Origin of the sequence: Arthrobacter sp. NPDC092385 (assembly GCF_044755105.1) — a bacterium.
Lineage (GTDB): Bacteria > Actinomycetota > Actinomycetes > Actinomycetales > Micrococcaceae > Arthrobacter_D.
The window spans coordinates 1-13,650 of the sequence record NZ_JBIVQL010000008.1; the positions used below are offsets into that span (position 1 = coordinate 1).

The 13,650-nt window shown below is 66.2% G+C and carries 10 protein-coding genes; 2 read left to right on the plus strand and 8 right to left on the minus strand.

The annotated features are described in order from the left end of the window. Window positions 1–264: 264 nt before the first annotated feature. From ACIQCY_RS11415 to ACIQCY_RS11445, 7 genes are all read right to left on the minus strand, one after another. Window positions 265–1,662, minus strand: coding sequence for an L-serine ammonia-lyase (locus tag ACIQCY_RS11415; protein WP_400484008.1), 1,398 nt, complete (start codon window positions 1,660–1,662; stop codon window positions 265–267). Window positions 1,663–1,779: 117 nt separating this feature from the next. Continuing rightward, window positions 1,780–2,415, minus strand: a complete 636-nt coding sequence (locus ACIQCY_RS11420; protein ID WP_400484009.1) for a sarcosine oxidase subunit gamma — start codon at window positions 2,413–2,415, stop codon at window positions 1,780–1,782. Then, window positions 2,408–5,350: a sarcosine oxidase subunit alpha family protein gene (locus tag ACIQCY_RS11425; RefSeq protein ID WP_400484010.1), complete on the minus strand. Its 2,943-nt coding sequence runs from the start codon at window positions 5,348–5,350 to the stop codon at window positions 2,408–2,410. Before ACIQCY_RS11425 ends, ACIQCY_RS11420 begins: the two co-directional genes overlap by 8 nt. Further along, a complete protein-coding gene (locus ACIQCY_RS11430; RefSeq protein ID WP_400484011.1) occupies window positions 5,347–5,766 on the minus strand; it encodes a sarcosine oxidase subunit delta in 420 nt (139 codons plus the stop codon). The genes ACIQCY_RS11425 and ACIQCY_RS11430 overlap by 4 nt, the downstream gene beginning before the upstream one ends. Window positions 5,767–5,780: 14 nt before the next feature. Continuing rightward, a complete protein-coding gene (locus ACIQCY_RS11435) occupies window positions 5,781–7,001 on the minus strand; it encodes a sarcosine oxidase subunit beta family protein (RefSeq protein WP_400484012.1) in 1,221 nt (406 codons plus the stop codon). After that, window positions 6,998–8,296 (minus strand): serine hydroxymethyltransferase, encoded by a 1,299-nt coding sequence (glyA, locus tag ACIQCY_RS11440; RefSeq protein ID WP_400484190.1) that lies wholly within the window; start codon window positions 8,294–8,296, stop codon window positions 6,998–7,000. The genes ACIQCY_RS11435 and glyA overlap by 4 nt, the downstream gene beginning before the upstream one ends. A gap of 112 nt (window positions 8,297–8,408) precedes the next feature. Continuing rightward, a complete protein-coding gene (locus ACIQCY_RS11445) occupies window positions 8,409–9,086 on the minus strand; it encodes a GntR family transcriptional regulator (RefSeq protein WP_400484013.1) in 678 nt (225 codons plus the stop codon). A gap of 124 nt (window positions 9,087–9,210) precedes the next feature. Between ACIQCY_RS11445 and purU the strand changes: the two genes are divergently transcribed. Further along, window positions 9,211–10,125: a formyltetrahydrofolate deformylase gene (purU, locus tag ACIQCY_RS11450; RefSeq protein WP_400484014.1), complete on the plus strand. Its 915-nt coding sequence runs from the start codon at window positions 9,211–9,213 to the stop codon at window positions 10,123–10,125. Between the two features lie 54 nt (window positions 10,126–10,179). Then, window positions 10,180–12,672, plus strand: a complete 2,493-nt coding sequence (locus ACIQCY_RS11455) for an FAD-dependent oxidoreductase (protein WP_400484015.1) — start codon at window positions 10,180–10,182, stop codon at window positions 12,670–12,672. Window positions 12,673–12,802: 130 nt separating this feature from the next. On the opposite strand, the gene ACIQCY_RS11460 is transcribed toward ACIQCY_RS11455, so the two are convergent. Further along, complete coding sequence (locus ACIQCY_RS11460; protein ID WP_400484016.1) at window positions 12,803–13,498, minus strand: GntR family transcriptional regulator; 696 nt, start codon at window positions 13,496–13,498, stop codon at window positions 12,803–12,805. Window positions 13,499–13,650: the final 152 nt, after the last annotated feature.

Here is a 13,650-nt window from a genome sequence, read left to right on the forward strand (position 1 = left end):
TCACCAACCAACGACATCCCGGGCCTCGCGAACCACCTGCAGGGGAGAGGTATCACAGTCCGTCGAGTTCGCACCAGACGCGATTCGCCGGGTTCTACCTTACATAATGTAGATTATCGGCGATTTAGAGAATGTGCCTGGAAGGGGTGCTGATCCATTGTTCACCAGTCCTTGCAGACCGTTTCGCGCAGCTCTTCGGTGGTCCGGAGGACGCGTAACTTCAGAACAACGAGCGTCGAAATCCTCAGACCCTGTCATTGCTGCTCAGCACTCCACGACGTTGACGGCCAGACCGCCCATGGCTGTCTCCTTGTACTTGGAACTCATGTCCTTGCCCGTCTCCCGCATGGTGATGATGACCTCGTCGAGGGACACCCGGTGGACGCCGTCTCCCCAGAGCGCCATCTTGGCGGCGTTGATCGCTTTCGCCGCGGCGATGGCATTGCGTTCGATGCAGGGCACCTGGACCAGGCCGCCGATGGGATCGCAGGTCAGACCCAGATTGTGCTCCATCGCGATCTCGGCCGCGTTCTCGACCTGCGACGGGCTGCCACCCATCACTTCGGCCAGACCGGCTGCAGCCATGGACGACGCAGAGCCCACTTCGCCCTGGCAGCCCATTTCCGCGCCTGAGATCGAGGCCTGTTCCTTGTAGAGGACGCCGACAGCACCGGCGGTCAGCAGGAACCTGACCACCACGTCGTCACGATCCTGCTGGCCGGCGTCCTGCATGCCGGGCGCGAAATGCAGGGCGTAGTAGAGCACGGCGGGGATGATACCCGCCGCTCCGTTGGTCGGTGCGGTGACGACCCTCCCCCCGGAGGCGTTCTCCTCGTTGACGGCGAGAGCTATCAGGTTCACCCATTCCTGCCAGTACCTGGGGTCGCCGTCCTTGTCCTCCTTCAGCAGGCGATCATGCCAGTCGGGGGCCCGCCGACGGACCTTGAGCCCGCCGGGCAGCAGTCCTTCGCGGGTGAGGCTGACCTCTGCACAGCTCTCCATGACCGAGTAGATGTGGAGCAGGCCCTGCCGGATATCCTCCTCCGTGCGGTCGTCCTTCTCGTTGGTCAGCATCACGTCGCTGATACCGAGGGAGGTCCGACGGCAGTGTTCCAGCAGCTCCGCAGCGGTACGGAACGGTAGCGGAAGCTCCTTCCTGGAGCCCTCGAGTTCCTGCCGGGCGGCGTCCTCCTCCCCGTCCCTCACGATGAAGCCGCCGCCGACCGAGAAGAAGGTGGCCGTATGGAGGACCTGGTCGGCCGGGCCGTAAACGGTGAAGGTCATGCCGTTGGTGTGACGCGGCAGAATCGTCAGGGGGCGCAGGACCATGTCCTTCACCCCGTAGGGCAGGGACAGGCATCCTCCGAGTCGCACGATGCCGGTGCGGGCGATGAGTGCCAGCCGCTCCTCTACTTCCTCGGGCTGGATCAGCTCCGGGTGGAAGCCCTCGAGACCGAGCAGGATCGCCGTCATCGTTCCGTGCCCATGCCCTGTCGCAGCAAGGGAACCGTAGAGGTCCACCCGCAGGGATTCCACCTCGGCGAGGACCCCGGAGGCCTTCAGTTCTCCACTGAATACCGCGGCGGCCCGCATCGGTCCGACGGTGTGCGAGCTCGAAGGTCCTATCCCGATGGAAAAGAGGTCGAAAACTCCTACAGCCATGTTGTCGTTCCTTCGTGTTCTGGGGGCCCGGCAGACGATCCTGTCGAAAGGGCGTCGGGGATCCGCCGCTGGTGGTTCGGACGAACCGGGCAGGCGGGTCCTAGACGCCAGCGGCCATCAGGGGACCTCGGGCGAGGCGTACTCGCGCATCGCGTCGAGGAGCCACCGGCCCAGGAAGTCCGCGAAGGAGGCGCGGGGGAAGAGCCGGAAACCCTCCTCCCCTGTCTTCTCGAGGACCAGCGGGATGTTGCCCACCTCGGTGTTCAGGGCCGTTCCCGGGGGGAAGCTGCGGGGGTGCAGGTCCAGGGAGCACCCCTTTTCCAGCACGGCACGCGCCCGGGGGCCGGAGAGCTCGAAGGTGGTGCGGTTGGCGGACAGATCCACCACCTGGCCCGGGGCGCCGCCCAGTGCGGTGGTGAGGGAACCGATGAGGTCGCCACCGAGCGAGTCGTGGGCCTCTTCGGGTGCGACCACCAGGTACTCGGAGGGTCCCAGCCAGAGGACGCTGACACCGTCGGCGCCGCCCACCTCGCCGCAGCGGGACGGCAGGCCGCCGGCCACGGCGGCGACCCGTGCGCCTCCCTCTGAGCGAGGGTCAACGCGGAGGCCCACCATGGTCCGGAACGGGCCCTCCTGGAGGTTTACCGTCCCCTCGACGGAGCCGGCCTCCAACGCGGCGGTCAGGTGGGAAGCGGGGCTGCGCCGGATCTCCCGGAGTCCGTGAATGCCGTTGAGTGCTGCTGTATCAGCCATCCTTGCGGGTCCCTTCGGGGTCGAAAAGTACGGTTTCGGCGACGACGACGTCGACCAACTGGTTGCCTGCGGCCGCCACCAGGGTCTCGCCGATGCGGTTGCGGCCGTTCCTGATCAGCGCCAGGGCGAAGGTCCGGCCCAGGGCGGCGCTCCGGTAGCTGGAGGTGACGAAACCCTGCATCGGGACGGGGCCGGAGGCAGGGTCGACGTCGACGCCCCGCTCCACCAGCTGCGTTCCTTCCGGGAGCCGGAAGGAACGGTCCACGGGCAGCACGCTCACCAGATGCTTGCGGTCCCCGCGCTGGGCGTCGACCCGGCCGTAGGAACGCTTTCCGATGAACTCCTTGGCCTTGGAGACCACCCATTCCATGCCCGCGTCCTGCGGGGTGACGGTGCCGTCGGTGTCCTGGCCGACGATCGGGTAGCCCTTCTCGGCGCGGAGTACGTGCATGGTCTCGGTGCCGTAGGGGGTGATGTCGAATTCGGCGCCCGCGGCTGCCACTGCCTCCCAGGTGTTCAACCCGTACCAGGACGGCACGTTGATCTCGTAGGCCAGTTCGCCGGAGAACGAGATCCGGCAGACCCGGGCCTGCACGCCGGAGGCGAGGGTCGTCTCGCGGAAGGTCATGAACGGGAAGGCTTCTGCCTCCAGCCCGCCATCCGCTGCCAGGTCCGGTGCCAGCTTGGCGATGACCGCCCGGGACTTCGGACCGACGACGGCAATGGTGCTCCATTGTTCGGTGACCGAGGTGCAGTGCACATCGAGTTCGGGCCATTCGGTCTGGAGCCATTCCTCCAGCCAGTCCAGCACCCTGGCGGCGCCGCCGGTGGTGGTCGTCATGAAGTAGCGGTCGTCATCGAGCCGGAGGGTCACGCCGTCGTCGAAGATCATGCCGTCCGCCATGCACATGACGCCGTAACGGGCAGAACCCGGGGCGAGCTTCTTGAAGGCGTTGGTGTAGATCCGGTTGAGGAATTCACCGGCGTCCTTGCCTCGGATCTCGATCTTTCCGAGGGTGGTGGCGTCCATGAATCCGACGGAGTGGCGGACTGCGGCGCACTCGCGCAACACGGCTGCGTCCATGTCCTCGCCGGCGAGCGGGTAGTACCAGGGACGCTTCCACTGTCCCACGTCCTCGAACAGGGCGCCCCTGGCCTCGTGCCACGGGTGGATGGATGTCTTGCGGGCGGGGTCGAACAATTCGCCGCGCTGGCGGCCGGCGAGGGCCGCAAAAGCCACGGGGGTGAACGGTGCACGGTAGGTGGTGGTGCCGATGTCGCCGATGCCGCGGGAGGCTTCGCCCACTGTCCGAAGTGCGGCGGCGATGACGCCGATCGCGTTCACTCCGGAGGTCTTCCCCTGGTCGTTGGCGGTGCTGATGGAGGTATAACGCTTGATGTGTTCTACCGAGCGCATGCCGGCCCCGGTGGAGCGCAGTACGTCGGCCACGGACTGGTCGCGCTGGAAGTCCACGAAATGGGAGTGCCATTCATCCGGCGTGCCGGCCTGTCCCGGGACCAGCCACAGCTGGCGGGTGGGGGCGGAGGACTCCGGCTCGCTGATGACGGACGGCCGCGTGGCGCACTCGAAACCGGCGGCGGTGGCGGCCGCAGCTCCAGCGGAGATGCCTTCGGCGAGGCAGTCCGCGAGTTGGAAGCTGCCGCGACCGGAGCCTGCGACCTGCTGGTTCGGGACCACGGTGCTCGGCACGAAAGCGGCCAGCTCGTCATCCCAGCGCAGTTTGCCCTGCCGCTGGGAATGCAGGTGGACCAGAGGGCTCCAGCCACCGGAGACTGCCAGCAGATCGCAGGCGATGTCCTCGACGCCGGAGGTGAGTTCGCCGTCGTCGTTGATGGTGCGGACGGCGACGCCATTCAGGCGGCCGGTGCCGTCCGCGGCGGTGTCGGCCACCGCGCTCCCGACCAGCACCCGGGTGCCGGCTTCGAGGGCGGCGGCAGCCACCATCGTGAGGCTCGGGCGGGCGTCGACGACGGCGGCCACCTCCACGCCGGCGGCGCGCAGGTCCACGGCCAGGGCGTAGGCGCTGTCGTTGGTGGTGCTGATCACCACGCGGTGGCCGGCCGCGACGGCGTAGCGGTTGAGGTAGCTGCGGACGGCGGAGGCCAGCATGATCCCGGGGCGGTCGTTGTTCTCGAAGACCAGGGGGCGTTCGTGGGCGCCGGGGGCCAGCACCACCTGCGCGGCACGCACGTGCCAGATACGCTGCCGGGAGACGCCGGGCGCTGCGGGGCTGGACAGGTGGTCGGTACGGTTCTGGACGGCGATGACGTAGTTGGCGTCGTAGGCGCCGAACGCAGTGGTCCGGTTGAGGACAGTGGCTTCGGCACCGGAGACCAGTTCGGCTTCGACGTCCGCCACCCATTCCAGGGCGGGCTTCCCTTCGATGGTCTCGGCCAGGCCGGGAGCGGTGGACCCCGAGAGGAGGGATCCGCCGAGCTCGGGCTGGTCGTCCATCAGGATGACCCGGGCACCGGTCCGGACGGCCTCGCGGGCGGCGGCCAGACCGGCGGGACCGCCGCCGATCACCAGGACGTCGGTGTGGACGTACTTCTTGTCGTACTCGGCGCGGTCATCGTCCGGGTCCAGCTTGCCCAGTCCGTTGAGCAGCTCTGCCTTCAGGCCGTCCACCAGGGTGACGGTGGTGGCCGGGAGCATGGACTCGGCCACGTGGCCGGGGAACCGGGGCTGCACCTTCACCAGGGCGTTCGATTCCTCGACCCCGGCGGACATGATGCCTCGGGGGCGGTCCTCGTACAGCGAGTTGCCGACGGCGATGCGGCCGTTGGCGAGCAGCGCCGATGCGAGGGTGTCGCCTGGATGGCCGGTGAACTCCTCGCCGTCCATGGTGAAACGCCACGAGATGGTGCGGTCGATGCGCCCGCCGGCGGCGAGCCGGGCGTTCTGGGAAGTCACTTGGATGCTCCTTCCGGGGCGATGGTGACGGCTGCTGAGGCGGCAGGAATTGTGCTCGTGCCGGAGATGTCCGGAGCCGCCGTCCCGGTGGTGGTGCTGTCCGGGGCGGTGCTGGCGGTGCCGGACTCCGGTGCCGCGGCGGCTCTGTCCGGGCGGGGCGTGCCCATCGGGTAGACGGCCTGGATCTCGTAGGTGACCGTGTCGCGGAGCATGTTGAACCACTGGCGGCAGCCGGTGCTGTGGAGCCAGCGTTCAGCGAAGGAGCCCTTGGTGTTGTCGCGGTAGAACAGGAACTCGGCCCACTCGCGGTCGCTCAGCTCGTTCGGGTTCTCCGGGTAGGCCACGTGGGCCTGGCCGCCGTAGTGGAACTCGGTCTCGTCGCGGGAGCCGCAGTTGGGGCAGGAGATGAGGAGCATGTCCGGACTCTCTTCTAGTGGGCCACGGCGGCTGCGCCGTGTTCGTCGATCAGGGCGCCGGTCTCGAACCGCTCCAGGGCGAACGGCCTGTTCAGTTCGTGCGGCGTTCCCGTGGCGATGGTGTGGGCGAAGGTGAGCCCTGCTGCCGGGGTTCCCTTGAATCCGCCGGTACCCCAGCCGCAGTTGACGAACATGTTGTCCACCGGGGTGGTGCCGACGATGGGTGAGGCGTCGAGCGTGGTGTCGACGATCCCGCCCCACGTCCGCAGCACGTGTGCCCGCGCGAAGATGGGGAACAGCTCGACGGCGGCAGCCATCTGGTGTTCGATCACGTGGAAGGAGCCACGCTGGCCGTACCCGTTGTAGGAGTCGACGCCGGCGCCCATGACGAGTTCGCCCTTGTGGGCCTGGGAGACGTAGACGTGGACGTGGTTCGACATGACCACGGTGGGATGGACCGGTTCGTGCAGCTCGGAGACCAGGGCCTGCAGGGGATGCGACTGGATGGGCAGCCGGAAACCGGCCATCTCCGCCAGGACCGAGCTGTGGCCGGCCGCGCACAGCCCCACTTTCTCGGTGGCGATGGTCCCCCGGTTGGTCTTGACGCCCACCACGCGGTTTCCGTCCTTCAGGAAACCCGTGACCTCGCAGTTCTGGATGATGTCCACGCCGAGCTCGTCGCATTTGCGGGCAAAGGCCCAGGCCACGTGGTCATGCTTCGCGATGCCGGCGCGCGGCTGGTAGGTAGCGCCCATCACCGGGTAGCGGATGTTGTCGCTGATGTTCAGGATGGGGCACAGTTCCTTGACCTGCTGGGGGTCGAGCCACTCGGCGTCGACGCCGTTGAGCTTGTTCGCTCCGACCCGGCGCATGCTCTCTCGGACATCCCCCAGGGTGTGAGCCAGGTTCATCACGCCGCGCTGGCTGAACAGGAAGTCGTATTCGAGTTCCTCGGGCAGGATCTCCCAGAGCTTGAGGGCGTGCTCGTAGATGGCCGCGCTCTCGTCCCAGAGGTAGTTGGAGCGGATGATGGTGGTGTTCCGGGCCATGTTGCCGCCCGCTAGCCACCCCTTCTCCAGGACCGCGATGTTGGTCATACCGTGGTTCTTGGCCAGGAAGTAGGCGGTGGCCAGGCCGTGCCCGCCGCCGCCGACGATCACGGCGTCGTAGCTCTTCTTGGGCTCGGCATTGCGCCAGAGGAATTCAGGGTGTTCCGGGAGCAGATCGGCCATCATGCCACCTCTGTCGCGTCGGAGGAGAGGTTGGGGTAGAGGGGGAACTTGTCGGCCAGGTTCTCGACCCGCTGCCGGAGTTCCGCCACGGTCTCGTCGCTGAACTCGCGCTTGAGTGCTGCGGCGATGATGTCCGCGACCTCGGTGAATTCTGCCTTTCCGAAGCCGCGCGTGGCCAGCGCCGGCGTGCCGATACGAAGGCCGGACGAAACCATGGGCGGACGGTGGTCGAAGGGCACGGCGTTGCGGTTGACGGTGATGCCGATCCGGTGCAGGCGGTCTTCGCCCTGTTGGCCGTCCAGTTCCGAGTTGCGCAGATCCACCAGGACCAGGTGCACATCGGTACCACCGCTGACGACGGTCACGCCTGACTCTGCGACGTCGGCGGACAGCATGCGTCCTGCGATGATGCGGGCGCCTTCCAGGGTGCGTTCCTGGCGCTCGCGGAATTCGGGTTCAGCAGCGAGCTTGAACGCAACAGCCTTCGCGGCAATGACGTGCTCCAGCGGGCCACCCTGCTGTCCGGGGAACACCGCGGAGTTGACCCTCTTGGCGATGCCGGCGTCGTTGGTCAGGATCACACCACCGCGCGGGCCACCCAGGGTCTTGTGGGTGGTGCTCGTGACGATGTGGGCATGAGGCACGGGGCTGGGGTGAAGCCCTGCGGCCACCAGGCCTGCGAAATGCGCCATGTCCACCATCAGATAGGCACCTACCCGGTCCGCGATGCGACGGAACTCGGCGAAGTCCAGCTGCCGGGAGTAAGCGGACCAGCCGGCGACGATCAGCTTCGGCTTGTTCTCCACGGCCAGCCGCTCGACCTCGGCCATGTCGACCAGGAGATCGTCCTCACGCACCCCGTACGGCACGACCTTGTAGAGCTTGCCGGAGAAGTTGATGCGCATCCCGTGGGTCAAATGCCCACCGTGTGCGAGGTTCAGCCCCAGGATGGTGTCGCCGGGCTGGATGAGGGCGAACATCGCAGCCGCGTTGGCCTGGGCGCCCGAATGGGGCTGCACATTGGCGAACGCGGAGCCGAACAACGCCTTGAGACGGTCGATGGCCAGCTGCTCGACCACGTCGACGTGTTCACAGCCGCCGTAATAACGCCTGCCCGGATAGCCTTCGGCGTACTTGTTGGTCAGAACGGATCCCTGCGCCTCCATGACCGCAGTCGGCGCGAAGTTCTCGGAGGCGATCATCTCCAGCGTGCCCTGCTGGCGCAGCAGTTCCTGCTGCACAGCGGCGTGGATCAGGGGATCGGTCTCCGCGAGCGAGCGGGTCAGAACGTCGACCATCATTTCTCCTAAGTCTGCTACGTAATATCCCGTTGATATATTAGTAATCTGCAACAAGTATTCTACCGACCAGGGAGAGTGTCAACAGAGGTGTGGCGAGGTGGAGATCCGACTAGGCGGCGAAAAGAGCCTCACGCACGGCGTGCTCGAAGCCGCTGACATGGATCCGCGCCAGCTCCGCAGCCCGGGCTTCGTCTCCATCGATGACCGCTTGGAGCAGGTCCACGTGCTCATGCACGTGACGGGAGAGATCGGGAAGGCGGTCCAGGACCATGCACCAGATGCGTGTCGCGAGATTGTCGTAGCGAATCAGGACGTCTTCGAGGTGGGGATTGCCGGCGGCCGCGTAGATGCCCTGGTGCACACGCGCATCGAGGCGCAGGGTCTCGACGACTAGAGCCGCACTCGTGTCGAAGGACTGGACAGCGCGGATCACAGCCCGCAGTTGCTCCCTCGTCGCCTCCGTCGCCACCCGCGCAGCCCGGGAGGCGGCAAGAGGCTCGAGCTGGATGCGGATCTCGGAGATGAACGCGAGATCAGTGACCTCCACCCGCGTCGCGAAAGTACCCCTCCGCGGATAGGAGACGACGAGGCGATCCAACTCCAGGCGCTTCAGCGCTTCACGCACCGGGGTCCGACCGACGCCGAGATCCTTGGCGAGGTCGTCGTCGTTGATGAGGTCGCCAGGCCTGATGTCGAGCATCAGCAGCCTGTCCCGGATGCGCTCGTAGGCCACCTCGGCCAACGACCTCTTGGCCGTATCGGCGATTGCCAGAACTTCGAAGGCCATGGCGCGAACCCCTTTCCCTGTGAGCCGGGAGGGCTCTTGACCCTCACTGCACCACCAGTATACGCTCTTTCGCAGACCTAATATATCAGTATTGAATGTTCGAATATATTCAAAAGGAGGGGACATGACCCTAGTGGCGACAGATCCATCGACCAGCACGCTGCCTCAGTCGGAGGCCCACATGCAAGACCAGACGCAGAAGTTCGTGCTGACGCTGTCGTGCGGGGAACGGGCGGGCATCGTCCAGGCGGTCACCACCTTTCTCTTCGAGCGTGGCTTCAACATCGACGAGCACCAGCAGTTCGATGACGGCCTCCGCCAGACACTGCACCTGCGCTCCGCCTTCTCGGGATCCTCTGCCTACACGCCGGAGAGGCTCCAGGAGGAATTCCGCTCCATCGCGGGCCGCTTCGACATGAAGTTCAGCTTCCACGACCAGACGAAGCAACGGGTGCTCGTGATGGTGTCCAAGTTCGGCCACTGCCTGAACGACCTCCTCTTCCGCTGGCGGGGCGGCAGCCTCGGGGGCGACATCGCCCTTGTGGTGTCCAACCATGAGACCCACCGGGCCATGGCCGAGGCCGCGGGCCTCCCCTTCCTCTACCTCCCGGTGACCCCTGAGACGAGAGTGGATGCCGAACGGCGGCTGCTGGAACTGGTGGACGAGCATGACATCGACCTCGTCGTTCTCGCCCGGTACATGCAGGTACTGTCCGACGACCTCTGCCGCGCACTCGAAGGCCGTGCGATCAACATCCACCATTCCTTCCTCCCGGGATTCAAGGGTGCACGCCCTTACCACCAGGCCTACGATCGTGGCGTCAAGCTGGTCGGCGCAACGGCCCACTACGTGACGGCGGAACTGGATGAGGGGCCCATCATCGAACAGGAAGTCATTCGGGTCGACCACAGCTACGGACCGACCGCCCTGTCAACTGTCGGCCAGGACGCCGAAGCACTGGCACTCTCACGCGCGGTGCGGTGGCACTGCGAGCACCGCGTGCTGCTGGATCGCACCAGCACCGTCGTGTTCCGGTAGGCAAGAACCACCAGACCAGCAGAGACCCCCACGAAGATCAGCAGGAGAAGCCACATGGCATCGACGCCAAACATTGTCATCATCGGAGCTGGAATCGTCGGCACGAACCTGGCCGACGAACTGGTCACCCGGGGTTGGAACAACATCACTGTCCTGGACCAGGGACCACTGAACATGCCCGGGGGCTCCACGTCCCACGCCCCGGGTCTCGTCTTCCAGACGAACCCTTCGAAGACCATGGCTGCATTCGCCAAGTACACCGTCGAGAAGTTCCTCACCCTGACCGAGGACGGCGTCAGTTGCTTCGACCAGGTCGGCGGCCTCGAAGTGGCCACCACCGAGACCCGTCTGGCGGATCTGAAGCGGAAGCTCGGATACGCCGCTTCGTGGGGAATCAGTGGAAAGATCCTCTCCCCCACCGAGTGTAAGGAGCTCTACCCGCTCCTCAACGAGGAAGACATCCTGGGCGGGCTCCATGTGCCCAGTGACGGCCTGGCGCGTGCCGCCAGGGCCGTCCAGCTGCTGATCAAGCGCACGGAGGCTGCAGGCGTCACCTACCTGGGCAACACCACGGTCACGGGCATCGAGCAGTCCGACCGTCGCGTCACCGGCGTCGAGACCTCCGAAGGTGTCATCCCCGCTGACATCGTGGTCTCCTGCGCAGGCTTCTGGGGCGCCAAGATCGGCGAGATGATCGGCATGGTCGTCCCCCTTCTCCCCCTGGCCCACCAGTACGTGAAGACGACGCCGGTGCCGGCCCGGAAGGGCCACAATGAACTTCCCGATGGAGCGTCGCTGCCGATCCTGCGTCACCAGGACCGGGACCTCTACTACCGCGAACACGGCGACCGCTACGGCATCGGCTCCTACGCGCACCGTCCCATGCCCGTGGACCTCGCGGACCTGGGCTCCTACGACGCCGACAGCATCAGCGATCACAACATGCCCTCCCGTCTCGACTTCACCCTGGAGGACTTCCTCCCGGCGTGGGAGGACACCAAGCAGCTGCTCCCCGCGCTGCGGGAGAGCGATATCGAGGACGGCTTCAACGGCATCTTCTCCTTCACCCCAGACGGCGGGGCCCTGGTGGGCGAGTCCAGGGAGCTCGACAACTTCTTCGTGGCGGAAGCCGTGTGGGTGACCCACTCGGCCGGCATCGCCCGCGCCGTTGCCGAGCTCCTGACCACCGGCAAGTCCGAGATCGACCTCGGCGAATGCGACATCCACCGTTTCGAGGAGGTCCAGCTCACCCCTGAGTATGTCAGCGAGACGTCCCAGCAGAACTTCGTGGAGATCTACGACGTCCTGCACCCGCTGCAGCCCAAGCTCTCCCCCCGCAACCTTCGCGTCAGCCCGTTCCACGCCCGCCACAAGGCACTGGGAGGGTACTTCCTGGAGTCCGGTGGATGGGAGCGCCCCTACTGGTTCGAAGCCAACGCGGAACTGCTCAAGGAGATGCCGGCCGAGTGGCAGCCCCCGGCCCGTGACGCCTGGTCCGGAATGTTCAGTTCGCCCATCGCAGCGGCCGAGGCCTGGAAGACCCGCACCGCGGTGGCAATGTACGACATGACCCCGCTCAAGCGCCTCGAAGTCTCCGGTCCGGGAGCACTGAAGCTGCTGCAGGGGCTGACAACAGCGGACATGGCGAAGAAGCCCGGGGCGGTCACCTACACCCTCCTGCTGGACAACGCGGGCGGCATCCGAAGCGACATCACCGTGGCCCGGTTGAGCGAAGACACCTTCCAGCTCGGAGCCAACGGGAACATCGACACCGCCTACTTCGAGCGGGCCGCACGTCACCAGACCGAAAGCGGAACCGCCGGCGACTGGGTACAGGTGCGCGACACGACAGGCGGCACCTGCTGCATCGGCTTGTGGGGCCCCCTCGCCCGGGACCTGATCAGCACTGTCAGCAGCGACGACTTCTCCAACGACGGTCTCCGGTACTTCCGGACCAAGCAGGTTGTCATCGGTGGCGTCACCGTGACCGCGATGCGCCTGTCATACGTCGGCGAGCTGGGCTGGGAACTGTACGCGAGCGCAGACAACGGCCAGCGCCTCTGGGACGCCCTGTGGAAGGCCGGCCAGCCCTACGGCGTCATCGCCGCGGGCCGGGCCGCCTTCAGCTCGCTGCGTCTGGAGAAGGGCTACCGCTCGTGGGGCACCGACATGACCACCGAGCACGACCCCCTGGAAGCCGGTGTCGGATTCGCCGTGAAGATGACCAAGGAGAACTTCGTCGGGAAGGCCGCCCTCGAAGGCCGCACCGAGGAGAACTCCGCCCGCCGCTTGCGCTGCCTGACGGTCGACGATGGCCGGAGCATCGTGCTGGGCAAGGAGCCGGTCTTCTACAAGGACCAGGCGGTCGGCTACGTCACCAGTGCCGCCTACGGCTACACCGTCGCCAAACCGATCGCCTACGCCTACCTTCCTGCCGAAGTCAGCCTTGGGGACTCGGTCGAGATCGAGTACTTCGGACGGCGCCTCGAGGCCACAGTCACCGCGGACCCGCTCTACGACCCCACGATGACCAGGCTCCGCGGCTGAACCACCCGTTGATGAGCACGCTGCCCGGACTCGTTCCCTCGCAAGCCGGGTCCGGGCCGCGTGCTCTCCCATGCCATCTTCCGAACCCTGCCCGCCGGCAGCATCGTGGATCCGGGGGTACCTGCCCGAGCTACAGCACAGCCCTGATGTGGTTCTCGAAATCGGTGACGTGCCGGGTGGTCAGCCGCGCAGCGGCTTCCGAGTCCCCGTCCGCGATGCAATCGAGCAGCTCGATGTGCTGGGCGATGTGCTCGGACACCGGTGGGAGCTTTTCGAGCACGAGGCTCCAGATCCGCGTGGCGAGGTTGTCGTATCGAATCAGGATGTCTTCGAGATGCCTACTCCCCGTGGCCCGGTAGATCATCCGATGGACCCGCATGTCCAGACGCATCAGATCCTGCTGCGACTGCATCCCTGGCAACACGTGCCCGACCTCCCGCGCAAAGCCGCGGAGCTCGCTCCGCAGCTGCGGCGATGCGAGCCGCGCAGCCCGTGCGGCTGCCGCCGGCTCGAGAAGTTGTCGGATCTCGGAGATCTCAGCCAGATCCTTGATGTCCACACCAGCGGCGAACGTTCCGCGCCGGGGGTAGGCCACCACCAGACGGTCACTCTCCAGCCGCTTCATGGCTTCGCGGATCGGGGTCCTGCCGACGCCGAGGCGCCGGGAGATCACCTCGTCATTGAGGGGCTCACCCGGCGTGATGTCGAGGACGATCAACTCGTCGCACAAGATCCTGTAGGCGAAGTCGGCGAAGGATTCGTCGTCCTGTCTCAGCGGCGTCGACGTAACCTCCGCCTCCTCCGGTGATCCGCCAGCGTGTGCCATGTTCAGGTCTCCTCCCGATGTGCCCCCGGGCCTCGACGCCTCAGCTCCTGGCCCATCCTATTCCCGCGCCTGATCTATGGACGCACACCCCACGAGAGGCTAGGCTATCACTGATATATCAAGCATCGTGTGCGGAGCATATCAGCGTTGAT

What these genes read in the sequence shown, in the direction of transcription:
- ACIQCY_RS11415 (WP_400484008.1), bottom strand. Translation starts at nt 1,662, where the DNA reads ATGGCTGTAGGAGTTTTCGACCTCTTTTCCATCGGGATAGGACCTTCG.
- ACIQCY_RS11420 (WP_400484009.1), bottom strand. Translation starts at nt 2,415, where the DNA reads ATGGCTGATACAGCAGCACTCAACGGCATTCACGGACTCCGGGAGATC.
- ACIQCY_RS11430 (WP_400484011.1), bottom strand. Translation starts at nt 5,766, where the DNA reads ATGCTCCTCATCTCCTGCCCCAACTGCGGCTCCCGCGACGAGACCGAG.
- ACIQCY_RS11435 (WP_400484012.1), bottom strand. Translation starts at nt 7,001, where the DNA reads ATGATGGCCGATCTGCTCCCGGAACACCCTGAATTCCTCTGGCGCAAT.
- glyA (WP_400484190.1), bottom strand. Translation starts at nt 8,296, where the DNA reads ATGGTCGACGTTCTGACCCGCTCGCTCGCGGAGACCGATCCCCTGATC.
- ACIQCY_RS11445 (WP_400484013.1), bottom strand. Translation starts at nt 9,086, where the DNA reads ATGGCCTTCGAAGTTCTGGCAATCGCCGATACGGCCAAGAGGTCGTTG.
- purU (WP_400484014.1), top strand. Translation starts at nt 9,211, where the DNA reads ATGACCCTAGTGGCGACAGATCCATCGACCAGCACGCTGCCTCAGTCG.
- ACIQCY_RS11455 (WP_400484015.1), top strand. Translation starts at nt 10,180, where the DNA reads ATGGCATCGACGCCAAACATTGTCATCATCGGAGCTGGAATCGTCGGC.
- ACIQCY_RS11460 (WP_400484016.1), bottom strand. Translation starts at nt 13,498, where the DNA reads ATGGCACACGCTGGCGGATCACCGGAGGAGGCGGAGGTTACGTCGACG.